Here is a 22,844-nt window from a genome sequence, read left to right on the forward strand (position 1 = left end):
CCCGCGCGGTCCGGGCCCGGCCCGCGGACGTCCTGTGATGGGCTGCACGAACCACCGGAGGTGGCCGTGTGCCGCCCCGTGTGGGTTCCTGCCGACCGCGAACGGCGCACGGTTCACTCTCCGGGTCACCCTCCTCCGGGTGGCCAGGCGATGACCCTGCGTCGGCAGGCGGTAGCGTGCGGCCAGCAGTACGACGAGAGGACGAGGTCATGCGCCTTGCGGTCATCCCCGGTGACGGCATCGGCCCGGAAGTGATCAACGAGGCACTCAAGGTCCTCGGCGAGGTCGCCCGCGACGTGGAGACGGTCGAGTACGACCTCGGTGCGGCGCGCTGGCACTCCACCGGCGAGCTGCTCCCGGAGACCGTGCTGACCGAGATCAAGCAGCACGACGCGATCCTGCTGGGCGCGGTCGGTGACCCGTCGGTGCCGAGCGGCATCCTGGAGCGCGGGCTGCTGCTGCGCCTGCGTTTCGAGCTGGACCACCACGTGAACCTCCGCCCGGCCCGGCTCTACCCGGGTGTGCGCGGGCCGCTGTCGGGCAACGCCGAGATCGACATGGTGGTCGTCCGCGAGGGCACCGAGGGCCCGTACGTGGGCACCGGCGGGCTGCTCCGCAAGGACACCCCGCACGAGATCGCGACCGAGGTCAGCCAGAACACCGCGTTCGGCATCGAGCGGGTCGTGCGGGACGCGTTCGCGCGCGCCCAGCGCCGCCCGCGCAAGCACCTGACCCTGGTGCACAAGACCAACGTGCTGACCTACGCGGGCGCCCTGTGGTCGCGGATCGTGGAGGAGGTGTCGCTGGAGTACCCGGAGGTCTCGGTCGCCTACCAGCACATCGACTCGACCACGATCCACATGGTCACCGATCCCGGCCGCTACGACGTGATCGTCACCGACAACCTGTTCGGCGACATCCTCACCGACCTCGCGGCCGCCGTCACCGGCGGCATCGGGCTGGCGGCCAGCGGCAACCTCGACGCCAGCCGCACCAACCCGTCGATGTTCGAGCCGGTGCACGGCTCGGCGCCGGACATCGCCGGGCAGGGCATCGCCGACCCGACGGCCGCGGTGCTGTCGGTGGCGCTGCTGCTCGACCACCTGGGCCACGGCGACTCGGCCCGCCGGATCGAGGCGGCGGTCGCGTTCGACCTCGCCACCCGGGACCACTCGGCGACCGGCAACACCTCGTCGATCGGCGACCGGCTCGCCGCGCTGGTGTCCAGCCGCGAGGTCACCACACCCTGATCCGCGGGACGGCCGCCGGGAACCCGGCGGCCGTCCGTCGGTCACACCTCGTCGGCGGGCCCGGTCAGCAGGCTGACCCCGGCACCGGCGAAGTTCTCCAGGTCGGCGACGGCGGCCTGACCCTCCTCGCTGCCCATCCCGGCCTGGAACGCGGCCGCGTCGGCGAACTCCAGGATCGCGACCAGGTGGTAGTCGGGCTTCGCCCCGTCCGGACCGGGCGCCGGGCGGGAGACCACGTAGCGCTGCAGCCCGGGCAGCTTCTTCGCCAGCGGCGCGTGCACCCCGTCGTAGTGCCGGTCGAACGCGGCCGGGTCCTCGGGGTGGTTGTAGAGGGCGGTCAACTGGAACACGTGTCGGTTCCTTCCGGTGTCGGTACGGCGGCGCCTCGCTGCGCGCGCCACCGTCGACACTGCTGCATCGGCCGGTCCCGCACCACCGCCGGTTAGGCCGGTCACTCGTTGCCGAAACGTTCTGGCAGGTTAGGCTCATCTCCGCTATACCATCGGGGTGCATCGAATCCGTCTGCTCGTGGCCCTCGCCGTCGCGAGCGCCCTCGTCACCGGCTGCGCCGGCGCAGCCGACCCGGAAGGCCAACCCGCCCCGTCCGAAGGTGGGGCCGCCTTCCCCGTCACCGTGGACCACCGGTTCGGCGCCGTCACCATTCCCGAGGAGCCGGAGCGGGTCGTCGCCCTCGGCTTCACCGAGCAGGACGCGATTCTCGCGTTCGGCGTCGTCCCGGTGGGGGTCCGGTACGCCTTCGGTCCGGAGGACGACGCCTTCTTCCCCTGGGCCGACGAGATCGCGGGTGACGCGTCGCCCGCGATCCTGCCCCGCGAGGACGTCGACCCGGAGGCCGTCGCCGCCCTGCGACCGGACCTGATCATGGCGGTCACGGCGGGCCTCGACCGGGCCCAGTACGACGTGCTGAGCCGGATCGCGCCGGTCGTCGTACCGCCGCAGGGCCACATCGACTTCGGCGTCCCGTGGCAGGAGCAGACCCGGATCACCGGGCGGGCGCTCGGGCAGCCGGAGCGGGCCGAGGAGATCGTCGCCGAGGTCGAGGGGGAGTTCGCCCGGGTGCGGTCGGAGCACCCGCAGCTCGCCGGGCGGAGCGTCGTGCTGTCCGGGCCGGCCTACGACGGGCAGTACCCCGTCCACGCGGGCGCCGACACCCGCACCCGCTTCTTCGGCGAGCTCGGGATGGTCGTGCCGCCGGCGATCGACGCCGCGGCGGGCGACCAGTTCTACGCCTATCTCTCCCGCGAGCAGGCCGGGATGCTCGACGGGGACGTCGTGGCGTTCCAGGTCGGCTCACCTGCCGAGCGGGCCGGCATCGAGAGCGATCCGGTGCTCGCCGCGGTGCCCGCCGTCGCCGAGGGCCGGACGCTGTGGATCGAGGGCTCGGACTACGACGCGCTCCAGTTCGCGAGCCCGCTGTCGCTGCCCTACCTGCTCGACGGGTTCGTGCCGAAGCTCGCGGCGTCGCTGGGCTGATCCCGGACGCGGAGCCGCGCGGGTACCACGACCGGTCCGGGGGCCGCCCCGGCGAGGCGGCGGACCAGCAGCGCGACCGCCGCCTCGCCGAGCTCGGTGGGGCGCAGGTCGAGTGCGGTGATCCCGGCGGTGGCCACCGCCGTGGTGTCCACGCCGGACACCACGGCGAGCCCGGGAGCCGCCCGCCGGACACCGAGGGCGGCGTCGGTGGGCAGGGCCAGCACGGCGTCGACGTCGGCCGGCAGGGTGCGGGCCGCGTCCGCCGCGTCGACGATCGTGCGGTCCATGCCCAAGGTCCGGACGACGGGAGCGGTCCCCCGGTCGGCGCACCAGCCGTCGTAGGCGCGGCGGGTGTCCTCCAGCCACGCCCACGGCTCGGCGCCGGAGAACAGGGCCACCCGGCGGGCCCCCCGCCGGTCGAGGTGGTCCAGCGCCAGCAGGGTCGCGGCGGAGTGGTCGTTGCCCGCCCACCAACCGTCCTCACGGCCGGGTTCGCGGTCCACCGTGACCAGGGCGAGCCCGGCCGCCGTACACGCGGCGGCGACCGGGTCGTCGCGGAACGGGTCGAGCAGCAGCATCCCGTCGACGTCCAGCCGGGCCAGCTCGTCCGCACCGGACGGGCGCGGCGCCAGCAGCATGAGCAGACCGGCCTCGATCGCGCTCGCCGCGCAGGCGACCGTCAGCTGCTGCAGATAGTCCGAGTCGCGCATCCAGCGGGCCCAGTGCGCGCGATCGGGCGGGATGCACAGCGCGACGGTGCCGGTCCGGCCCGACCGCAGGGCCTGGGCGGCGCGGCGCGGTCGCCAGCCGAGCTCCGCAGCCGTCGCGCGCACCCGCTCCCGGGTCGCCGGGTCGACCCGGCCGGTGCCGTTCATCGCCGACGACACGGTTGACACCGACACCCCGGCCGCCGCCGCGACGTCGGTGATCGTGGGGCGCCGCCGGACGTACGGCGGGGGACCTGTCTCGCGCGACATCCGCCGCCTTCCCAAGGATCTCACCGGTGTCGGAGCCGGCCGGTGCGGAGATGGTAGGAGCCGTCGCGGACGGCCGGACTACCCTGACCCCACCATGAGTACTCCAGCCCAGGTCCGGGTGCGGTTCTCGCCGTCCCCGACCGGTATCCCGCACGTCGGTCTCATCCGCACCGCCCTGTTCAACTGGGCGCACGCCCGCCACCACGGCGGCACCCTGGTGTTCCGGATCGAGGACACCGACGCCAGCCGGGACTCCGCCGAGTCCTACCAGGCCCTGCTCGACGCGCTGAACTGGCTCGGCCTCGACTGGGACGAGGGGGTCGAGAAGGGCGGCCCGCACGGCCCGTACCGGCAGAGCGAGCGCGGCGAGATCTACGCCGACGCGCTGCGCAGGCTGATCGAGGGCGGCGAGGTCTACGAGTCGTTCTCCTCGGGCGAGGAGATCGAGGCCCGGCACCGGGCCGCCGGGCGGGACCCGAAGCTCGGTTACGACAACGCCGACCGGGACCTCACCGACGAGCAGAAGGCCGCCTTCCGCGCCGAGGGTCGCTCCCCGGTCTACCGGCTGCGGATGCCCGACTCCGACATCACCTTCACCGACCGGGTCCGCGGCGAGATCACCTTCCGGGCCGGCCAGGTACCCGACTTCGTGCTGGCCCGCGGCGACGGCACGCCGCTGTACCCGCTGACCAACCCGGTCGACGACGCGCTGATGGAGATCACCCACGTGCTGCGCGGCGAGGACCTGCTCGCCTCGACGCCGCGCCAGATCGCGCTGCTGCAGGCGCTGCAGCGGGTCGGGATCGGCAACGGGCCCTTCGTCTACGCGCACCTGCCGCTGGTCACCGGCGAGGGCAACCGCAAGCTGTCCAAGCGCGATCCGGAGTCCAACCTGTTCCACCACCGGGACCGCGGTTTCGTCCCGGAGGGGCTGCTCAACTACCTGGCGCTGCTCGGCTGGTCGATCGCCGACGACCGGGACGTGTTCGGCCTGGACGAGATGGTCGCCGCCTTCGACGTCTCCCGGGTGTCCGGCAACGCCGCCCGGTTCGACGTGAAGAAGGCCGAGGCGATCAACGCGGCGCACCTGCGGCTGCTCGCCCCGGACGACTTCGCCGCGCGGGTGGTGCCCTACCTCGCGGCCGAGGGGATCGAGCTCACCGCGGACCAGCGGGACCTGCTGGCCGCCGCTGCGCCGCTGGTGCAGGAACGCAGCCAGGTGCTGTCCGACGCGGCCCGGATGCTCGCCTTCCTGTTCCGGGACGAGGAGAGCTTCACCCCCGACGCGGACGCGGCCGGGAAGAACCTGAACGCCGACGCCGAGCCGGTGCTCGACGCCGCAGTGGCCGGCCTGACCGAGCTCCCCGAGTGGACCGCGCAGGCCATCGAGGAGTCGCTCAAGAGCTCGCTGGTGGACGGCCTGGGCCTCAAGCCGCGGAAGGCGTTCGCCCCGGTGCGGGTCGCCATCAGCGGCCGGACGGTGTCGCCGCCGCTCTACGAGAGCATGGAGCTGCTGGGCCGCGAGCGGTCGCTGGCCCGCCTGGGGGCCGGTGTCCGGCACTCCCGGGGCATGGGTTAGAGTACCTGCAGCACGGAGATCGGGGCCCGGTCGAAATGGGGCCCCGATTTTCGATGGGGTATGGTGTAATTGGCAGCACGACTGATTCTGGTTCAGTTAGTCTAGGTTCGAGTCCTGGTACCCCAGCGGAAATCGCCTCCTGGTTCATCCAGTTCCAGGCCCGGATTTCTGACATCGGCATCATCTCGTCTCGGCCCCGTCGTCTAGCGGCCCAGGACGCCGCCCTCTCAAGGCGGTAGCGCGGGTTCAAATCCCGTCGGGGCTACCACGCGAGATGCCTGTCGCGTCCGGTTCACGGTTCGTCCGTGGTCCGGTTCAGAGATGAATACCGATGTTCCTGGTCCCGTCGTCTAGCGGCCTAGGACGCCGCCCTCTCAAGGCGGTAGCGCGGGTTCAAATCCCGTCGGGACTACCACAGCGAACGGCCCCTGCTCCATGCGGAGCGGGGGCCTTTCGTTCGTGCCGGGTGCCCGGTCGGGGAGCCCGCGCCGCAACGGAGTCCGCCGGGCTCCGGGAGCAGTGCGGCCTCCGCGCGCGCCGTCGAAGGTCGGCGCCGCCGGCCGCGGCTCGGGCGTAACACGACGCGTGCGAACCCCCGACACCCGCACGACCAGTCTGGCGGGCAGATCCGGGAGAACTGCGTCGAGCAGGTCCGTTGCGGAGTCGGACCGAGGTACAGGCCGCAGCTACCGGATCACGGCTGGCCGCTTGCGATGGGTTGCTCCACCGGCGTGGTGTCGGTCGGCGGCGAACTCGGCGGATCGTCCGTCGTCGGCTGGTCGACCGGTCCTACTCGACCGGTGGGTCCACGGGCGGCGGCGGACTGCTCGGCGTCGTCGTGGGCGGAGGGTCGTCCGTGGTCGGGTCGACCGGGTCGGTCGTCGGCGGGTCGTCGGGTGTCGTCACCGGCGGGGGCGGCGGCGGGGGCGGCGGCGCTTCCTCCGATGTCGTCCGCACGGTGGTCCGCTCCCGGGTCGGCTCCGGGTCCTGCCGCTGCGGCGGCGGTGCGGGTTCCTCGCTGGTCGGCGGCGGCGCCTCACTGGTCGTCGGCAGCGCGGGCAGCTCGGGCGTGGCATTGCTCACCGAGCGGTCCTGCGGCCAGAAGAACACCGCGCCCAGCACGGCGAGCGCGGCCACGACCCCGCCCGCCCCGATGAGCACCGCCGGGGAGCGCCGCGCCATCGCCGACGGCGGCGGCGAGACGGTGGTGCCGTCGTCGTAGCCGTAGCTCGCGGTGGCCGGATCGTCGCCGGGGTACCCGCCGTAGGGCGGCGGCACGACCGGGATCCGGTCGGTCGGCGGATCGGCGTTCGCGCCGTCGAGGTAGGCGGTCTGCCCGGCGGGGAGCTGGGTGGTCGGCGGCGGACCGGCCGGGATCCGGCCGGTGACCGGGTCCGGGCCCTCCCAGGGCAGCGGGCCAGGATCGTCGGCCAGCGCAGCCCCACCGGCAGCACCCGCAGCGGCAGCGCCGGCGGCGGGGCCGGCCCCCGGCGGGGTCGCGGTGGCCGGATCGACCGGGCCCAGCGCGAGCACCGCGCCCTTCGCGATCGCGTTCTTCGGGTCGGCGTCGACCTGCACCGGCCGCCCGAGCTCGGACGAGACCAGCTGTGCGACCAGCGGCACCCGGGACGAGCCACCGACCAGCAGCACCACCGACGGACCGGACGCGGCCAGCCCGGCGGACTCGATCGCCCGCTGCAGCGCCTCCACCGACTCGTCGAGCCGGGGCCGGATGCGCTCCTCGAAGTCGCTGCGGTGCAACCGCACCGTCGTCCGGATCTCGCCCAGCCAGACCGGGATCGAGACCTCGGTGTCGGCGGACAGCGCCTCCTTGGCCTCGCGGCAGTCGCGGCGCAGCCGGGCCATCTGCGACCAGCTGTCCGGATCGGCCTCGTCGAGCGCCTCGAACGCCTGCGGCACGGCCTCCCGGACGTGGTCGACGACGGCCTGGTCGAAGTCCGCGCCACCCAGCTGCTCGACGCCCTCCGGCCGGCCGAGCAGCGTGAACAGCGTCCCACCGATGACGGTGCCACCCGTATCGGTGGTCCCGGCCGCCTCCTTGCGGACGACGGCGGCGTCGAACGTCCCCCCGCCCAGGTCGTAGACGGCGACGGTGGCGCCGCCCTCGACCCGCTCGTTGGCGGCGTAGTGCAGGGCGGCCGACTGCGGCTCGGTGAGGAAGGTGACGGCCAGTCCGCGCTCGGCGAGCGCGCCGGCGAACAGCTCCCGCTTGTGCCCGCCCCAGGACGCCGGGTGGGACACCGCGATCCGGTCCGGCGGGCCGCCCTCGATCCGGGACACGATGTCGACGACGTGCCCGGCCAGCAGCGCGGACAGCTGCTCGGGGGTGAAGGCGTGCTCGCCCAGCGGGATCGGGGTGGGGTCGCCGATGCGGCGCTTGAACTCGCGCGCGACCCGGTCGGGCTCGGTCAGCGCGCGGCGCTCGGCGGCGTCGCCGAACAGCAGCGCGCCGTCCGGCGCGCAGTGGACCACGGACGGGATGTCGACCGAGTGGTCACCGAGGGTGACCATCTCCGGGCCGGGGCTGCCGGAGCGGATGACCGCGGCCGCCGTCCTGGTCGTGCCCACGTCGACACCCAGGAGGTAGCCCGCCGATTTGCTGGTAAGCACAGTCTCCCCGGAAGCACTCCACCGTCGTCACGGGACCGGCCCGGTGCCGGACCCCCACACGGTAGTGGGACGGGGGATGTGCCGGGGCCCGGGGTCAGGCCAGCCGGTGCTGCAGCGCGTCGGCCGCCGCGAGCAGGTCGGCCGCCCAGCGCACGCCGGGCCGCCTGCCGATCCGGTCGACCGGCCCGGACACCGAGACCGCGGCGACGACCTGGCCCGCGGCGTCGCGGACCGGGGCGGAGACCGACGCGACGCCGGCCTCCCGCTCGGCCACGCTCTGCGCCCAGCCGCGGCGGCGGACGTCGACCAGTACCCGGTCGGAGAAGGTGGCGTCGGCGAGCACCTGCCGCTGGGTCTGCGGATCGGACCAGGCGGCCAGCACCTTGGCGCCGGATCCGGCGGTCATCGGCAGCCGGGAGCCGACCGGCACGGTGTCGCGCAGCCCGGACGGCGGCTCGGCGTGAGCGATGCAGATCCGGTGCACCCCGTCGCGGCGGTAGAGCTGCACGCTCTCGCCGGTGATGTCGCGCAGCCGGGGGAGCACCGCGGCCGCCGCGTCGAGCAGCGGATCGGGCCGCCCGCCGGCCAGCTGGCCGAGCGTCGGGCCCGGGTGCCAGCGCCCGTCCGGCGTGCGCAGCAGCATGCCGTGTGCCTCCAGTCCGACGGCCAGCCGGTGCGCGGTCGCCCGGGGCAGGCCGGTGCGCTCACAGAGCTCGGCCAGCCCACAGGGCCCCTCCGCCGTCGCGCGGAGAACCCCCACCGCCTTGTCGAGCACGCCGATCCCGCTAGACTGTCCCACGTTCCGATACTAACGTCCCAGATCGTGGGAAGTCCACCCGCGATCAGATCACAGAGGGAGGCGAGCGTGAGCCCTGCAGAGACGCCGCGCACGCTGGCCGAGAAAGTCTGGGACCGGCATCTCGTCCGGGCGGGCGAGGGTGACGAGCCGGACCTGCTCTACATCGACCTGCACCTGGTGCACGAGGTCACCAGCCCGCAGGCCTTCGACGGGCTCCGGCTCGCAGGCCGGCCGGTGCGGCGCACCGACCTGACACTCGCCACCGAGGACCACAACGTACCGACCCTCGACGTCCTCGCGCCGATCGCCGACGAGGTGTCCCGCACGCAGGTCGAGACGCTGCGCCGCAACTGCGCCGAGTTCGGCGTGCGGCTCTACCCGATGAACCACGCCGAGCAGGGCATCGTGCACGTCGTCGGGCCGCAGCTGGGTCTCACCCAGCCCGGCACCACCGTCGTCTGCGGCGACTCGCACACCTCCACGCACGGCGCGTTCGGGGCGATGGCCTTCGGCATCGGCACCTCCGAGGTCGAGCACGTGCTCGCGACGCAGACCCTGCCGCTCAAGCGGTTCCGCACGATGGCGATCAACGTCAACTCCTCCGACGGGACGCTGCGGCCCGGGGTCACCAGCAAGGACGTCATCCTCGCGGTGATCGCCCGGATCGGCACCGGCGGCGGACAGGGCTACGTGCTCGAGTACCGCGGCAACGTCATCGAGAACCTCTCGATGGAGGCCCGGATGACGATCTGCAACATGTCGATCGAGGCGGGCGCGCGGGCCGGGATGATCGCCCCGGACGAGACGACGTTCGCCTACCTGAAGGGCCGCGAGCACGCGCCCTCGGGCGAGGACTGGGACGCCGCCGTCGCCGACTGGCGGTCGCTGCGGACCGACGAGGGTGCCACCTTCGACGCCGTCGTCGACATCGACGCCGACGAGCTCACCCCGTTCGTCACCTGGGGCACCAACCCGGGGCAGGGGCTGCCGCTGGCCGAGTCCGTCCCGGACCCGGAGCGGATCACCGACGAGGCCGAGCGCGCGGCCGTCGAGAAGGCGCTGACCTACATGGGTCTGACCGGCGGGACCCCGCTGCGCGAGGTCGGGGTGGACGCGGTGTTCGTCGGCTCCTGCACCAACGGGCGGATCGAGGACCTGCGGTCGGTCGCCGGGATCCTGGACGGGCGCAAGGTCGCCGACGGCATGCGGATGCTCGTCGTCCCGGGCTCGATGCGGGTGCGCAAACAGGCCGAGGAGGAGGGCCTGCACGAGATCTTCACCAGCGCCGGCGCCGAGTGGCGCTCCGCGGGGTGCTCGATGTGCCTGGGCATGAACCCGGACCAGCTCGCCCCGGGCGAGCGCTGCGCGTCGACGTCGAACCGGAACTTCGAGGGGCGGCAGGGCAAGGGCGGCCGCACCCACCTCGTCTCGCCCCTGGTCGCCGCGGCCACCGCGATCCGCGGCACCCTGTCGAGCCCGGAGGACCTGGACTGATGGAGAAGTTCGACACCCACACCGGGATCGGCGTCCCGCTGCGCTGGTCCAACGTGGACACCGACCAGATCATCCCGGCGGTCTACCTGAAGCGGGTCACCCGCACCGGCTTCGACGACGGCCTGTTCTCCGCCTGGCGGCAGGACCCGTCGTTCATCCTGAACAACGAGCCCTACGACCGCGGTTCGGTGCTCGTCGCCGGCCCGGACTTCGGCACCGGATCGTCCCGCGAGCACGCCGTCTGGGCGCTGATGGACTACGGGTTCCGGGTCGTCATCGCGTCCCGGTTCGCCGACATCTTCCGCGGCAACTCGGCCAAGGCCGGACTGGTCGCGGCTCAGGTGGAGCAGCCCGACGTGGAGCTGCTCTGGAAGAAGCTGGAGAACGAGCCGGGCACCGAGGTGACCGTCGACCTCCGGGAGCGGTCGGTGCAGGCGGGCGACCTGACCGTCGCCTTCACGATCGACGACTACGCCCGGTGGCGGCTGCTGGAGGGACTGGACGACATCGGCCTCACCCTCCGTCACGAGGACGCGATCACCGCGTTCGAGGGAACCCGCCCCGATCGGATGCCACGCACCACGGTGTGAGATCGCACCGGGTGGTCGCGGGCCGTCACCGGTCGGCCCGCGACCACCCGTACGGCCCTGCCCGACCGGTGGGTATGCGACCTCGACTCGCCGCCAGATCTGGTGCGTTGCAGGGCCTACCCCTACCGTTCGTGACCATGAACAAGGCTCAGCTCGTCGATGCGCTGACCACCCGGCTCGGTGACCGTCGGGCCGCCACCGCCGCTGTGGACGCGATGGTCGACGTCATCGTGGAGACCGTGGGTGCGGGCGGCTCGGTCACGCTGACCGGCTTCGGCGTGTTCGAGCCACGCCGGCGCGCGCCCCGCACCGCTCGCAACCCGCGGACCGGCGAGACCGTGCCGGTGGGGGAGACGATCGTGCCGTCGTTCCGGCCGGGCGCCGCCTTCAAGGACCGGGTGGCCGGGAGCGAGGCCGCCGCCGCGGGTGCGACGAGCGCGCCGAAGCGCGCCCCGCGCGAACGCGCGGCCGCCGGTGCAGCCGTGGGGCGGGCCGCGTCCGCGGCGCCCGGGGCACGCAGGCCCGCGGCGCGCAAGCCGGCCGCCGCCAAGCCCGCCGCTGCCCGTACCGGGCCCGCCGCCGGCGCGAAGTCCGCTGCTGCCGGAAAGCCCGCTGCCGGCGCGAAGTCCGCTGCCGCGAAGAAGCCCGCCGCCGCGGCGAAGAAGCCCGCAACGGCCGCGTCGAAGAAGCCCGCAACGGCCGCGTCGAGGAAGCCCGCGGCGAAGAAGCCCCCCGCCACCTGATCCTCCGTCCCCGGCACGACCGGTGAGGGGCACCCCTCGGCACCGGTGTACCGCTCGGCGGGATCAGGGGGAGGGGCGGCGGTAGTAGTCGGCGAACAGGAGGGCGCCCGCCGGGTCCAGGCCGAGGAGCCAGGTGCTCGCCTTGTGGGAAGGGGCCTCGGCGGCGGCGCCCGCCTCGTCGAGCAGGTCCTCCACGACGTCCGGGATCACCCCGCCCTGGCTGCTGATCAGTGTCACCCCGGGCTGGGCGGCGAGCTCGCGGAACCGGGCCCGCCCGGCGTCCGGATCGACCCAGTAGCCGTTCTCGCCGAGCAGCGGCTCCACCGGGAGGTCCTCGACCCGCCCGGAACCCAGCCCGCTCTTCCCGGCGAACGGCGCGATCGTCTGCCCGCAGCGCAGCGGCGGCGCCGTGCAGAGCCGGTCCGGGCCGAACCGGGGCAGGAACCCGGCGAGCCGGTCGGCCTGGGTGTGCCCGGTGCCGGACAGCGGCCGCAGGTCGTCGTCGCCCTCCCAGGCGGTGCGGCTGCCTGCCTTCGCGTGCCGGACCAGCACCACCGTCGACGACGGCACGCCGGTCCTGGCGAGCCGGGTGACCAGCCGCGTGTCGTGTCCGTGGGTGAGCAGTGACGCCGCCTCGGCCGGGGAGACCCAGCGCAGCGCGTCGGTCTCGTCGTTCGGGGTGAAGCCGTGGTCGCCGATCGCCTCGGCCGCCCAGTAGTGCACGACCTTCCGGCCGCGGCCGGGCACCCGGTAGGTGGTGTGGCCGAGCCGCGCACCGAGCCGGCAGTCCAGCCGGGCCTCCTCGGTGGTCTCGCGCAGCGCGGTCAGGGTCAGTGACTCGCCAGGGTCCTGGTGGCCTTTGGGCAGCGTCCAGTCGTCGTAGCGCGGCCGGTGCACCAGTGCGATCTGCAGCCCGCCGCCGGGGGATCGCCGGTAGGGTACCGTCCCGGCGGCCACCACGTCGGCCAGGCCCGCCGGATCGACCTCGGCACCGTCGGTGCGCACCGGGGAGAGGAACGTCATCGGCCGGTCAGTCCTCGACCGACCCGCGGCGCGAGTTCATCATCTCCACCTGGTGGTCGCGCACCCGGATGTTCGACGACCCGGGCGCGGGCGAGGGCGACCAGATCCCGTCCGGCCCGAGCGTCCAGCAGCGGGTCGCCGGATCGAGGCAGGAGTCGAACATGTCGCCGAGCTGGTCGGCGAGCTTCGGATCGGTCACCCGCAGCATCACCTCGACGCGGCGGTCGAGGTTGCGGTGCATCATGTCCGCCGAGCCGATCCAGTACTCGTCGGCGGCGCCGAAGTGCAGCACCCGGGAGTGCTCCAGGAACGGCCCGAGCAGCGAGCGGATCGTCACGTTCTCCGACAGCCCCGGGCGCCCCGGGATCATCGCGCAGATCCCGCGGACCACGATGTCGACCGGCACCCCGGCCTGCGACGCCCGGTAGCAGGCGTCGATCACGGCCTCGTCGACCAGCGAGTTCACCTTGATCCGGACGCGCGCGCCGGGCTCCCCGGTGCGGTGCGCCTCGATCTCGTCGTCGATCCGGCGGACGATGCCGCGGCGCACCCCGTACGGCGCGACCAGCAGGCTGCGGTACGACGTCTGCCGGGAGTAGCCGGTCAGCGAGTTGAACAGGTCGGTGAGGTCGGCGCCGATCGTCGGATCGGCGGTGAGGACGCCGATGTCCTCGTAGAGCCGCGCCGTCTTCGGGTTGTAGTTGCCGGTGCCGATGTGGCAGTACCGGCGGATCTCCGAGCCCTCCTGTCGGACGACCAGCGCCGTCTTGCAGTGCGTCTTCAGGCCGACCAGGCCGTAGACGACGTGCACGCCCGCCTTCTCCAACTGGCGGGCCCAGCGGATGTTGGCCTGCTCGTCGAACCGGGCCTTGATCTCGACCAGCGCGACCACCTGCTTGCCGGCCTCGGCGGCGTCGATCAGGGCGTTCACGATCGGCGAGTCGCCGGAGGTCCGGTACAGCGTCTGCTTGATCGCCAGCACGTTCGGATCGGCGGCGGCCTGCTCGATGAACCGCTGCACGCTGGTGGAGAACGAGTCGTAGGGGTGGTGCACCAGCACGTCGCCCTCGCGCAGCGTCGCGAACACGCTGCGCGGGGTCTCCCGCTCGGCGAACGCCGGATGGGTGGCCGGGCGGAACGGCTCGTCCTTCAGGTCGGGGCGGTTCACCCCGTGCACCTGCCACAACCCGGTCAGGTCGAGCAGCCCGGGCACCGTGACGACGTCGTTCGGGTCCACGTCGAGCTCGCGCAGCAGCAGTTCCAGGACGTGCTCGGACATCGTGTCGAGCACTTCGAGCCGCACCGGCGGGCCGAACCGGCGCCGGGCCAGCTCGCGCTCCAGCGCCTGCAGGAGGTCCTCGTCGCGGTCCTCCTCGACCTCCAGGTCGGCGTTGCGGGTGACCCGGAACGGATGCACCTCGGCGACGTCCATCCCGGTGAACAGGTCGCCGAGGTGCGCGGCGATCAGGTCCTCGATCGGCAGGAACGTGACGGTCCGGTTGCCGGAGCGGGTGTCGGTGTCCGGCGGGTCGACGGTCACCAGGCGCGGCACGTTGTTCGGCACCTTCACCCGGGCGAAGCGCTCGGTCCGCCCCTCCGGGTCACGCACCGTGACCGCCAGGTTGAGCGACAGCCCGGAGATGTAGGGGAACGGATGCGCCGGGTCCACGGCGAGCGGGGTGAGCACCGGGAAGACCGACTCGGAGAAGTAGTCGGACAGCCGCAGCCGCTCGGCGTCGGTCAGGTCGTCCCAGGCCCGGATGTAGACGCCCGCCGCGTCCAGCTCCGGGCGCAACTCGTCCATGAACACCTCGGCGTGCGCCCGGGACAACGCCCGGGACCGCTCGGTGATGCGGGCCAGCTGCTGGCGCGGGGTGAGGCCGTCGGCGCTGCGCACGCTCAGGCCGGTCTCGTCGCGGCGCTTCAGGCCGGCCACCCGGACCATGTAGAACTCGTCCAGGTTGGACGCGAAGATGGCGAGGAACTTGGCCCGCTCCAGCAGCGGCTGGCTGGCGTCCTCGGCCAGGGCGAGCACCCGGGCGTTGAAGTCGAGCCAGGACAGCTCGCGGTTGAGGTAGCGGTCCTCGGGCAGCACGTCCGGCACCGCCGACGCCGGCGTGGTCGCCCCGGCCGGCGGCGCGATCGGGGCCGCACCCGGCGGCGGGGGCGGCGCGGTGGGCGGCGCCTGCTGGGCCGGGATCTCCGCGGGCACCGGCTGGTCCGGGCTGACCTGGTCGGCGACGGCCCGGCTCGCGGTGTGCATCCGGCGGGAGGCGGGGCGCGGGGCGCGGCGCCCGCCCGGGCGCGCCCCGGAGTGGGCGGGGCCACCGCGCTGGGACGAGCCGTTCCGCCCGTTCGGTGCTGCCGCGTCGTCACTCACCCGGCGATTGTTTCGCACCTCGCGCGGGTCGGCCAAGGGTGACACCGCGGGAGGTCGGTGAATTCCCGGTGCCTCGGGCGGAGATGTGTCACACCTTCGGGCAGCGGAGCGCCCCGGGCGGGGGACTGCCCGCCGGTCCGGCCTGCGGTAGGGCGTCCCGCGCGTCGATCACCGCGCGGGTCCAGGCGCCGACCCCGAGCCGCACCGCCTCGTCGAGATCGGTGACGGTGTCGACGTCGCGGCGCAGCCCGGGCCGCACCCCGGGCAGCACGACCGCCCCGGACTCCCGGTGCGCCGCCGCCGAGGCGCCGCCGAAGTGCGGATCGAGCCGCCGGCCGGGGGCGGCGAGCAGCAGCGTGGTGCCCTCGCCGGGTGCGTCGGGCTGGAAGGCGCGGTGCACCCCGGAGCCGAACAGCCGGGCCGCGATGGTGACGGCGTCGTCCAGCTCGGCCGGGCGCAGCGCCGGCAGGTCGGCCTGCAGGGCACCGATGATCACGTCGTCGTCGGCCGAGCGCAGCAGCGCGGCGCCGTGCCGCAGCGCCCCGTTCAGGCCGCGGCCGGGATCGGTGACGACCTCGACGCCGAGCGCGCCGACCTCCATCGCGACCGCCGGGTCGGACGAGATCACCAGCACCCGGCGGACCGTGGCCGCCGCGACGGCCGCGGCGACCGTGTCCCGGGCCAGCGCCAGCGCCAGCCGCTGGTGCGCGCCGAGCTCGCCGACGCCGCCGTCTGCGGCGCCGCGCAGCCGGGTCTTGGCCTTGGGCAGCGGTTTCACCGGCACGACCAGGTCCGCCCGCAGGGTCACACCGACCATCGTCGCACCTCGGAGGCCGTTCCCGTGTCACGGAGGCGTCACGGGACCGGGTCGGGCGGGCGGGCGGCACCGGGGGTGGGTTTACCGGGACGGTCCGTTGTGGGGAGACTCCACCCGGACGATCCGGATCACTCGCGGTCCGGGACCGCTGACGACCCCGCCTCGACGCGGGTGTGAGGAGGCCGCCGGTGGCCCGCGAGAAGGGCGGATTCTGGGTCGGGCTCGCCGCGACCGTGTTCTACCCGCTGGGCTGGCTGACCGGCCGGCAACGCTACGAGGGCCGCGAGCACCTGCCCGCGACCGGCGGCGCGCTGCTCGTCGGGAACCACATCTCGTACCTGGACCCGATCCACACCGCGCTGTTCGTGCACACCGCGCGCCGGGTGCCGCGGTTCATGGCGAAGAACAGCCTGTGGGACGTCCCGGTGCTCGGGTCGATCCTGCGCGGCAGCGGGCAGATCCCGGTCTTCCGGGACACCGCCGACGCCCAGCAGAGCCTCGCCGCCGGCACCCAGGCGCTCGCCGACGGCAAGATCGTCATCATCTACCCGGAGGGCACCATCACCCGGGACCCGGACGGCTGGCCGATGCGCTCGCGGACCGGGGTCGCCCGGATGGCGCTGGCCTCCGACGTCCCGGTCGTGCCGATGGTCCACTGGGGCACCCGGGAGGTCTACGACCACTACGGCAAGCGGTTCCGGCCGCTGCCGCGCACCGAGCTGGTGCTGCGGGCCGGGGAGCCGGTGGACCTGTCCGGCCACCGCGGCCGCCCGGTCGACGCCGTGGTGCTGCGCGAGGTCACCGACCTGATCATGGCCGCGGTGCGGGACCTGCTGGCCCAGGTGCGCGACGAGCCGGCCCCCGCCGAGTTCTTCCGGCGCGGGCCGGAGCGGGAGGCCGGGCGATGAGCGCGCGTCCGGTGAACGAACCGGTGCACGACATCGCCCGGGTCGCCGTGCTCGGTGCCGGGAGCTGGGGCACCTCCTTCGCGAAGGTGCTCGGCGACGCCGGCCGCGAGGTGCGGCTGTGGGCCCGTCGCGGAGAGGTGGCCGACGCCGTCAACGGGACCCGGCAGAACCCGGACTACCTGCCCGGCGTCGAGTTGCCGGACCGGCTGCGCGCCACCTCGGACCCGGCGGAGGCGCTGGACGGGGTGGACGCGGTGGTGCTGGCGGTGCCGTCCCAGTCGCTGCGCGCCAACCTGGAGCACTGGCGCGACCTGATCCCGGACGGGGTCACCCTGACCAGCCTCGCCAAGGGCGTCGAGCTGGGCACGCTGAAGCGGATGACCGAGGTGATCGACGACGTCACCGGGGTCGGCGTGAACCGGCTCGCCGTGGTCTCCGGGCCGAACCTGGCCGCCGAGATCGCGCACGAGCAGCCGACCGCCACCGTGATCGCCTGCACCGACCACGGCCGCGCCGTCGCGTTGCAGACGGCGTGCGCGACCGGCTACTTCCGCGCCTACACCAACACCGACGTGATCGGCGCCGAGCTGGGCGGCGCCGGCAAGAACGTGATCGCGCTGGCCGTCGGCGTGGCGTCCGGGATGGGGCTGGGCGACAACTCGCGGGCGTCGCTGATCACCCGCGGGCTGGCCGAGATGTCCCGGCTCGGGATGGCGCTCGGCGCCTCGCCGCTGACCTTCGCCGGGCTCGCCGGGATGGGCGACCTGGTGGCGACGTGCTCGTCGCCGCTGTCGCGCAACCGCACCTTCGGCGAGCAGATCGGCCGCGGCGCGACCCTCGCCGAGGCCGAGCGGGCCAACCACGGGCAGGTCGCCGAGGGCGTCAAGTCCTGCCTGTCGATCTGCGAGCTCGGTGAGCGGCACGGCGTGGAGCTGCCGATCGCGGACGCGGTGCGCCGGGTCTGCCACGAGGGGATGACAGCGCCGCAGATGGCGAAGGAGCTGATCTCGCGGGCGCCGAAGCCCGAGTAGCGCGCCGCGGTCGCTCAGGGTCGCGGCTCGGGGCCTGCCGTGTCGGACCCGGTCGTCGACCGTCATCGGATACCGCCCTCCGTCCCGCACCTCGGGACTTAGCGGATAGCATGTCCGTTTCACCGGTGGGGCGGCGGAGGAGCCGATCGCGGGCCGCCGGGGCCCGGGTAGCGTGTCGCCCGATGAGCGGCGACGGGACCAGATGCGTTCGGGGCGGCGGCGGGCACGGTGCGCCGGAGATCGGCGCCCCGGCGCACCACGGCCCGGTGCTGACCAGCACCTTCCATCTCGGCCGGCCCGAGCAGGCGGAGCCGGGTGCGGACTTCTACGCCCGCGCGGACAACCCGACGTGGCGTGATTTCGAGGTCGCCGTCGGCGAGCTCGACGGCGGGCCGTGCGTCGCCTTCCCCAGCGGGATGGCGGCGATCGCGGCGGTGCTGCGCGGTTTCACCGGGCCGGACCGCGGCGTGCTGCTGCCCTCGGACGGCTACTACGTGGCCCGGCTGCTGGCCGACGAGGAGCTGGCTCCGCTGGGCGTCGGCGTCGGGTACTGCGCGACGGCCGGTGACTGGGCCGCGGCGATCGAGGAGACGCGGCCGGGGCTGGTGCTGCTGGAGACGCCGTCGAACCCGGGTCTGGAGGTGTGCGACATCGCCGCGATCGCCGCCGCCGCGCACCGGACCGGCGCGGTCGTCGCCGTCGACAACACCACCTGCACGCCGCTCGGCCAGCGCCCCCTGGAGCTCGGCGCGGACCTGGTGGTCGCCTCGGACACCAAGGCGCTGTCCGGGCACGGGGACCTGCTGCTCGGGCACGTCAGCGCGGCCGATCCGGTGCACGCCGAGCGGATCCGGGCCGCCCGCACCCGGGGCGGGGCGATCCCCGGCCCGATGGAGACGTGGCTGGCGCTGCGCGGCCTCGGCACTCTGGACCTGCGGCTGGCCCGGCAGGCGGAGAACGCCCGGGCGCTCGCGGTGGCGCTGCGCGGGCACGGCGCGGTGCGCGACGTCCGCTGGCCCGGGCTGGCCGACGATCCGGCGCACGCGCTCGCCCGCACCCAGATGCGCCGCTGGAACGGCATCCTCCGGTTCACCCTGCCCGACGTGCACGCCGTCTCGGACTTCCTCGCCCGCACCACCCTGGTCGACTCGACGACGAGCTTCGGCGGCCTGCGCACCGCAGCGGACCGGCGGGCCCGCTGGGGCGACGCGGTGCCCGAGGGGCTGGTGCGGCTGTCCTGCGGCGTGGAGGACACCGCCGACCTGGTGGCCGACGTGATCGGCGCGCTGGGGTAGCGGCCGGGATCAGTCCCGGGCGATCTCGCCCAGCCAGCCCTGGATCTCCGCCGGTTGCAGGTCGCAGTACGGGCAGACGGCGACGAACGTCGGCGCACCCGGACCGGAGACCTGGAACCGTTCGCGCGCCCCGCGGCGACCGCAGCAGGTGCAGGTGGAGTCCCGCACCTCCGGGTCGGCGTGCTCGCTGTTCTCGTCCATGGCCCGTGTATAGCCGCCCGGGGCGGGCCCGGCACCGGGCTGTGGCCGACCGCACGCCGGGTGTGAAGCAGACGTTTCCGCTGGTTACACCGGGATGGCCGGTGGGCGGCCGGGGCGGTCGGCGGCGCCGGACGGGCACCGCGTACACCGGTCGTCGGTACTGCTATCACACTCGCGTAACCCGGCTTCCGTATGGTCGACTACATCACGGACCTCGAGCGTTCGCGGAGGTGGTCGCGTGCCGTACCGACAACCCGTCCCCAGTGGTGCCGGGACCGTCGTCACCCCCGACCTGAGAGCGGTCGATCCGCTCCCCGACGATCACCCTCCCGCACCGGGTACCGAGCCGCCGACGGCGGTGCCGGTGCCGACTGGGGCCCGGGTACTGCTCCTCAACGCCAGCTTCGAACCGCTGGCCGTCGTCACCTCGAAGCGGGCGATCCGCCTGCTGCTCTCCGGCAAGGCCGAGTGTCTCCAGGAGGCGCTGGAGGGCACGGCGTTCCGGTCCGAGAACCTCTCGCTCCCCGCGCCGTCGGTGCTGCGGCTGTCCCGCTACGTGCGCGTCCCGTACCGCCGCGCGGTCCCGATGACTCGCGCCGGCGTGCTGCGCCGGGACGGCCGTCGCTGCGCCTACTGCGGCAAACGGGCGGACACCATCGACCACGTGGTCCCGCGCAGCCGCGGCGGTGCGCACAGCTGGGAGAACTGCGTCGCCGCCTGCCGGGCGTGCAACTCGCGCAAGGCGGACCGGCTCGTCGAGGAGCTCGGCTGGACGCTGGCGACCGTTCCCGGGCCGCCGTCGCGCAGCGGGGCCGGCGTGCTGGTGCTGGCGGTCGAGCCGCTGCCGGCCTGGGAGCCCTGGCTGTCGGCGGCGTAGCGCTGTACGGATGCCGGCCCGCGCCGCACGGGCGCCGGAGCGCGCCGCACGGGCGCGGATCGGCGCCGGATCAGGGGCCGGATCAGGGGCCGGATCAGGGGCGGAGCAGCCGGGAGGCCAGCCGCACCCGGCGCCGGACCGGGCGGGCGTCGCGGGCCCGGAACGCGCTGCAGCCGGTGCCGCAGGCGCCGCAGTCGGTGCCCGGGCGGTAGTGCTCGTGCGCGTCGCGCCCGTGCCCGCACCGGCACGGGTCGACGACCGCCGGGGCCTGCGGCGCGACCGGGGGGGCTGCGGGGTTCGCGGCGGCGTCGTCCGCGGCGGACCGCGGGGCCGGGATCGCACCGGCCGGGGAGACGGCGGTCGGGGTGTCCGGGGTGACGCTCATCGGGGCTCCTGTCGGGTCCGCTACGACCGGGTGGCCGTTCTGCCCGGTACTTCGCCTACTCCGGGTGGCCCATTAGCGACTCCCCCGTTGGTTCCCCAGAACTGATGACGGCTTTTCCAGAACGTTCACGATGGGTACTCGCCAGGCCCTGACCTGCAACTATGCGTAACGGTGATCTCGATCGCGAACGCCGGGCGTCAACCTTTCGGTAACGCCGGACGTCCTACTACGACGAGACAACCGGACCATCGAGCGGTCCCGGAAGGATTCCGATGCGCAACGCCGTCCCCCCGCCCCCCGTGACGCGGCGCCGTACCGGCCGCCGGTTCCTGGTCACCTTCCTGACGCTGCTGCTGGTGCTGCTGCTCGTCGTGGCGGGCGCGGTCGCCTACCTGGTGTCGAGCGTCGGCAACGACGTGCCGCGGATCCCGGACGCCTTCCGCGGCCTGGAGGCGACCGACCGGCCGGCGACCTTCGGCGGGACCACGTTCCTGCTCGTCGGCACCGACTCACGGGCCGACGAGCCGATCACCGGTGCCGGTGCCGCGCCGGACGCCGACGGCGGCTCCGAGCGCAGCGACGTGATCATGCTGGGCACGCTCGCCCCGGACGGCCGGCGCGCGTCGGTGGTGTCGGTCCCGCGCGACTCCTGGGTGGAGATCCCCGGCCGCGGCATGGACAAGGCCAACGCCGCGTACGCCTACGGCGGGGCGCCGCTGCTGATCGAGACCGTCGAACAGCTCACCGGGGTCCGGGTCGACCACTTCGGCGTGATCGACTTCGCCGGGTTCACCTCGCTGGTCGACTCGGTCGGCGGGATCGACGTGACGGTCGCGCGGGCCACCAGCAACGCCGGCGTCGACTTCACGGCGGGCGAGAACCACCTCGACGGCACCCAGGCGCTCGCCTACGTCCGGCAGCGCTACGACCTCCCGGGCGGCGACCTGGACCGGGCGGCCCGCCAGCAGAACGCGATCAAGGCGCTGCTGGAGAAGGTGCAGGCGGCGGCGACCACCGACCCGTCGACGCTGTACTCGTTCGCGACGAGCGTCGGCGACGCGGTCAGCATCGACGACTCGCTGACGAACACCGGGCTCGTCACGCTGGCCCTGGAGAACCGGAACCTGCGCGGATCGGACGTGGCGTTCGTGACCGCGCCGGTCGCCGGGCTGGGCCGGGAGGGGGCGCAGTCGGTCGTCTACCTGGACGAGGCCCGCGGGCAGGAGCTGTGGGGGGCGGTGCGGAACGGGTCGGTGCAGCAGTACGCGGACCTGAACCCGGGGGAGGCACTGAGCGGGACGCCGTCCTAACCGGCCCGGGCGGTCACCTGTTCCCGAACACCTCGACCGACGGCAGGGCAGTGCCCTCCCAGTCGAACATCGTCAGGTTGGCGAACCGGTTCTGCTGGCCGCCGCCGGCCGCGATCTCGGGCAGCCAGGCCGGCTCCCAGACAGCGAATCCGAGCCCGGCCGGTCCGAGGGACGCCACGGTCTCCCGTACCGTGCGCAGGAACGCCAGCTGGCCGTCCGGCGTCGGCGGGAAACGGTCGGCCTCCGGGAGATCCTCCAGCCGTTCGACGTGCAGCTCTGCCGCACCGGGCCGTTCGAGGGTCCACGGGTAGGAGGTCTCGGCGATCATCACCTGGCAGTCGAAGCGCCGGGCGAGCATCTCGAGGTTCTCCCGCACGTCGGCGATCGTGCCGTGCCACCACGGGAAGTACGACACGGCCGCCACGTCGAATCGGATCCCGCGCTGTGTCAGCTCGGAGAACATCCGGTGGCTGTCGGCCGGGTTGCCGCCGGCATCGGTGTGCAGCACGGTGCGGGCCGTGGTTCCCACGTCACGCACGCCGTACAGTCCGGCCTGCACCAAGCGCGCGACCCGGTCCCATTCGTCCGGGCCGCTGCGGCCGGTCACCTCGCCGGTCGGCCACAGCAGGCCACGGGATATCTCGTTACCGACCTGGACCAGCGCCGGCACGGTTCCCTGGGCGGCGAACGCGCGCAGCACATCCCGGGTGTAGTCGTGCACGGTGGCCGCCAGCGCGCCGAGGTCCTGGTCCACCCACGCGCCTGGGGTCGGTTGGTGGGTCGGGTCGGCCCAGAAGTCGGAGTAGTGCAGGTTGAGCAGCACGTGGCAGCCGGCGGCGTTCGCACGGCGGGCAAGTGCGAGGGTGGACTCCAGATCACTGTGCCCCGGCTCCGGATCGACCCAGAGCCGCAGCCGCACGAGGTTGGCGCCGCGGGCGGCGAGCAGCTGCTCGACGGTGTCCTCCCGCACGCCGTCCCGGAAGGTCAGGCCGATCGCCTCGAGCTCGGGGGTGAAGGACAGGTCGGCGCCCCGGATCGACGTCAAGGGTGAGAGGACGCG

General features: G+C 73.9%; 21 protein-coding genes and 3 tRNA genes. 14 read left to right on the plus strand and 10 right to left on the minus strand.

Translation table 11 applies throughout. From position 1 onward, the window contains the following. The first annotated feature begins 209 nt into the window (after window positions 1-209). Window positions 210-1,250 carry a 3-isopropylmalate dehydrogenase gene (locus ABZ881_RS03395; protein WP_344027378.1) on the plus strand — a complete coding sequence of 347 codons (1,041 nt, stop codon included), beginning with the start codon at window positions 210-212 and terminating at the stop codon, window positions 1,248-1,250. Between the two features lie 41 nt (window positions 1,251-1,291). On the opposite strand, the gene ABZ881_RS03400 is transcribed toward ABZ881_RS03395, so the two are convergent. Next, window positions 1,292-1,600, minus strand: coding sequence for an EthD family reductase (locus ABZ881_RS03400; protein WP_344027380.1), 309 nt, complete (start codon window positions 1,598-1,600; stop codon window positions 1,292-1,294). Between the two features lie 157 nt (window positions 1,601-1,757). Between ABZ881_RS03400 and ABZ881_RS03405 the strand changes: the two genes are divergently transcribed. Further along, window positions 1,758-2,744, plus strand: a complete 987-nt coding sequence (locus tag ABZ881_RS03405) for an ABC transporter substrate-binding protein (protein WP_358481459.1) — start codon at window positions 1,758-1,760, stop codon at window positions 2,742-2,744. Here ABZ881_RS03405 and ABZ881_RS03410 read toward each other — a convergent pair. Next, window positions 2,696-3,721 (minus strand): LacI family DNA-binding transcriptional regulator, encoded by a 1,026-nt coding sequence (locus ABZ881_RS03410; protein WP_358481460.1) that lies wholly within the window; start codon window positions 3,719-3,721, stop codon window positions 2,696-2,698. The two genes, ABZ881_RS03405 and ABZ881_RS03410, sit on opposite strands and share 49 nt — an antisense overlap. 94 nt (window positions 3,722-3,815) lie before the next feature. On the opposite strand from ABZ881_RS03410, the gene gltX reads away from it, so the two are divergent. The 4 genes from gltX (at window position 3,816) to ABZ881_RS03430 (ending at window position 5,715) form a co-directional block, all read left to right on the plus strand. Then, window positions 3,816-5,300 carry a glutamate--tRNA ligase gene (gltX, locus tag ABZ881_RS03415; protein WP_358481461.1) on the plus strand — a complete coding sequence of 495 codons (1,485 nt, stop codon included), beginning with the start codon at window positions 3,816-3,818 and terminating at the stop codon, window positions 5,298-5,300. A 54-nt stretch (window positions 5,301-5,354) separates the two neighbouring features. After that, window positions 5,355-5,426: transfer RNA gene (locus ABZ881_RS03420), tRNA-Gln, on the plus strand. Window positions 5,427-5,492: 66 nt separating this feature from the next. Continuing rightward, window positions 5,493-5,568, plus strand: a tRNA-Glu gene (locus ABZ881_RS03425). A 71-nt stretch (window positions 5,569-5,639) separates the two neighbouring features. Beyond that, window positions 5,640-5,715, plus strand: a tRNA-Glu gene (locus ABZ881_RS03430). 374 nt (window positions 5,716-6,089) lie between these two features. Here the strand turns inward: ABZ881_RS03430 and ABZ881_RS03435 are convergent. Further along, window positions 6,090-7,889 (minus strand): Hsp70 family protein, encoded by a 1,800-nt coding sequence (locus tag ABZ881_RS03435; RefSeq protein ID WP_358481462.1) that lies wholly within the window; start codon window positions 7,887-7,889, stop codon window positions 6,090-6,092. 136 nt (window positions 7,890-8,025) lie between these two features. Next, window positions 8,026-8,730, minus strand: a complete 705-nt coding sequence (locus ABZ881_RS03440; protein ID WP_344027386.1) for an IclR family transcriptional regulator — start codon at window positions 8,728-8,730, stop codon at window positions 8,026-8,028. 66 nt (window positions 8,731-8,796) lie between these two features. Between ABZ881_RS03440 and leuC the strand changes: the two genes are divergently transcribed. From leuC to ABZ881_RS03455, 3 genes are all read left to right on the plus strand, one after another. Then, entirely contained in the window at window positions 8,797-10,224 is a 1,428-nt protein-coding gene (gene leuC, locus ABZ881_RS03445; RefSeq protein ID WP_358481465.1) for a 3-isopropylmalate dehydratase large subunit, read from the plus strand. Beyond that, window positions 10,224-10,814, plus strand: a complete 591-nt coding sequence (leuD, locus tag ABZ881_RS03450) for a 3-isopropylmalate dehydratase small subunit (protein WP_358481467.1) — start codon at window positions 10,224-10,226, stop codon at window positions 10,812-10,814. Before leuC ends, leuD begins: the two co-directional genes overlap by 1 nt. A gap of 137 nt (window positions 10,815-10,951) precedes the next feature. Beyond that, on the plus strand, window positions 10,952-11,557 hold the full coding sequence (locus ABZ881_RS03455; RefSeq protein ID WP_358481469.1) for an HU family DNA-binding protein: 606 nt from the start codon (window positions 10,952-10,954) through the stop codon (window positions 11,555-11,557). A 63-nt stretch (window positions 11,558-11,620) separates the two neighbouring features. Here ABZ881_RS03455 and ABZ881_RS03460 read toward each other — a convergent pair whose 3' ends face one another. The 3 genes from ABZ881_RS03460 to cofC all read right to left on the minus strand — a co-directional run bounded on the left by ABZ881_RS03460 (window position 11,621) and on the right by cofC (window position 15,777). Further along, a complete protein-coding gene (locus tag ABZ881_RS03460; protein ID WP_358481470.1) occupies window positions 11,621-12,580 on the minus strand; it encodes an NUDIX hydrolase in 960 nt (319 codons plus the stop codon). Window positions 12,581-12,587: 7 nt separating this feature from the next. Next, on the minus strand, window positions 12,588-14,843 hold the full coding sequence (locus ABZ881_RS03465) for an RNA degradosome polyphosphate kinase (protein ID WP_358481585.1): 2,256 nt from the start codon (window positions 14,841-14,843) through the stop codon (window positions 12,588-12,590). A 205-nt stretch (window positions 14,844-15,048) separates the two neighbouring features. Further along, window positions 15,049-15,777, minus strand: a complete 729-nt coding sequence (gene cofC, locus ABZ881_RS03470; RefSeq protein ID WP_358481472.1) for a 2-phospho-L-lactate guanylyltransferase — start codon at window positions 15,775-15,777, stop codon at window positions 15,049-15,051. Window positions 15,778-15,965: 188 nt separating this feature from the next. Between cofC and ABZ881_RS03475 the strand changes: the two genes are divergently transcribed. The 3 genes from ABZ881_RS03475 to ABZ881_RS03485 all read left to right on the plus strand — a co-directional run bounded on the left by ABZ881_RS03475 (window position 15,966) and on the right by ABZ881_RS03485 (window position 19,011). Further along, a complete protein-coding gene (locus ABZ881_RS03475) occupies window positions 15,966-16,685 on the plus strand; it encodes a lysophospholipid acyltransferase family protein (RefSeq protein WP_344027398.1) in 720 nt (239 codons plus the stop codon). Beyond that, window positions 16,682-17,716, plus strand: a complete 1,035-nt coding sequence (locus ABZ881_RS03480; protein WP_344027400.1) for an NAD(P)H-dependent glycerol-3-phosphate dehydrogenase — start codon at window positions 16,682-16,684, stop codon at window positions 17,714-17,716. Before ABZ881_RS03475 ends, ABZ881_RS03480 begins: the two co-directional genes overlap by 4 nt. Before the next feature lie 182 nt (window positions 17,717-17,898). Continuing rightward, entirely contained in the window at window positions 17,899-19,011 is a 1,113-nt protein-coding gene (locus tag ABZ881_RS03485; RefSeq protein WP_358481474.1) for a cystathionine gamma-lyase, read from the plus strand. 9 nt (window positions 19,012-19,020) lie between these two features. Here ABZ881_RS03485 and ABZ881_RS03490 read toward each other — a convergent pair whose 3' ends face one another. Beyond that, on the minus strand, window positions 19,021-19,212 hold the full coding sequence (locus tag ABZ881_RS03490) for a hypothetical protein (protein ID WP_344027406.1): 192 nt from the start codon (window positions 19,210-19,212) through the stop codon (window positions 19,021-19,023). A 364-nt stretch (window positions 19,213-19,576) separates the two neighbouring features. On the opposite strand from ABZ881_RS03490, the gene ABZ881_RS03495 reads away from it, so the two are divergent. Further along, window positions 19,577-20,089, plus strand: coding sequence for an HNH endonuclease (locus tag ABZ881_RS03495; RefSeq protein WP_358481475.1), 513 nt, complete (start codon window positions 19,577-19,579; stop codon window positions 20,087-20,089). Window positions 20,090-20,183: 94 nt separating this feature from the next. On the opposite strand, the gene ABZ881_RS03500 is transcribed toward ABZ881_RS03495, so the two are convergent. Then, window positions 20,184-20,474, minus strand: a complete 291-nt coding sequence (locus ABZ881_RS03500) for a hypothetical protein (protein WP_358481476.1) — start codon at window positions 20,472-20,474, stop codon at window positions 20,184-20,186. Between the two features lie 272 nt (window positions 20,475-20,746). On the opposite strand from ABZ881_RS03500, the gene ABZ881_RS03505 reads away from it, so the two are divergent. After that, window positions 20,747-21,784 carry an LCP family protein gene (locus tag ABZ881_RS03505; protein ID WP_358481477.1) on the plus strand — a complete coding sequence of 346 codons (1,038 nt, stop codon included), beginning with the start codon at window positions 20,747-20,749 and terminating at the stop codon, window positions 21,782-21,784. Window positions 21,785-21,797: 13 nt separating this feature from the next. Here ABZ881_RS03505 and ABZ881_RS03510 read toward each other — a convergent pair whose 3' ends face one another. Continuing rightward, window positions 21,798-22,829, minus strand: coding sequence for a glycosyl hydrolase 53 family protein (locus ABZ881_RS03510; protein ID WP_358481479.1), 1,032 nt, complete (start codon window positions 22,827-22,829; stop codon window positions 21,798-21,800). Between the last annotated feature and the right edge of the window lie 15 nt (window positions 22,830-22,844).

Source organism: Pseudonocardia sp. NPDC046786 (genome assembly GCF_040645415.1).
GTDB classification, from domain to species: Bacteria; Actinomycetota; Actinomycetes; order Mycobacteriales; family Pseudonocardiaceae; genus Pseudonocardia; species Pseudonocardia kongjuensis.

Coding starts and splice junctions, on each gene's coding strand:
- ABZ881_RS03500 (WP_358481476.1), bottom strand. CDS start 20,474: ATGAGCGTCACCCCGGACACCCCGACCGCCGTCTCCCCGGCCGGTGCG.
- ABZ881_RS03460 (WP_358481470.1), bottom strand. CDS start 12,580: ATGACGTTCCTCTCCCCGGTGCGCACCGACGGTGCCGAGGTCGATCCG.
- gltX (WP_358481461.1), top strand. CDS start 3,816: ATGAGTACTCCAGCCCAGGTCCGGGTGCGGTTCTCGCCGTCCCCGACC.
- ABZ881_RS03480 (WP_344027400.1), top strand. CDS start 16,682: ATGAGCGCGCGTCCGGTGAACGAACCGGTGCACGACATCGCCCGGGTC.
- ABZ881_RS03455 (WP_358481469.1), top strand. CDS start 10,952: ATGAACAAGGCTCAGCTCGTCGATGCGCTGACCACCCGGCTCGGTGAC.
- cofC (WP_358481472.1), bottom strand. CDS start 15,777: ATGGTCGGTGTGACCCTGCGGGCGGACCTGGTCGTGCCGGTGAAACCG.
- ABZ881_RS03465 (WP_358481585.1), bottom strand. CDS start 14,843: ATGCACACCGCGAGCCGGGCCGTCGCCGACCAGGTCAGCCCGGACCAG.
- ABZ881_RS03490 (WP_344027406.1), bottom strand. CDS start 19,212: ATGGACGAGAACAGCGAGCACGCCGACCCGGAGGTGCGGGACTCCACC.
- ABZ881_RS03505 (WP_358481477.1), top strand. CDS start 20,747: ATGCGCAACGCCGTCCCCCCGCCCCCCGTGACGCGGCGCCGTACCGGC.
- leuD (WP_358481467.1), top strand. CDS start 10,224: ATGGAGAAGTTCGACACCCACACCGGGATCGGCGTCCCGCTGCGCTGG.
- ABZ881_RS03485 (WP_358481474.1), top strand. CDS start 17,899: ATGAGCGGCGACGGGACCAGATGCGTTCGGGGCGGCGGCGGGCACGGT.
- ABZ881_RS03410 (WP_358481460.1), bottom strand. CDS start 3,721: ATGTCGCGCGAGACAGGTCCCCCGCCGTACGTCCGGCGGCGCCCCACG.
- ABZ881_RS03395 (WP_344027378.1), top strand. CDS start 210: ATGCGCCTTGCGGTCATCCCCGGTGACGGCATCGGCCCGGAAGTGATC.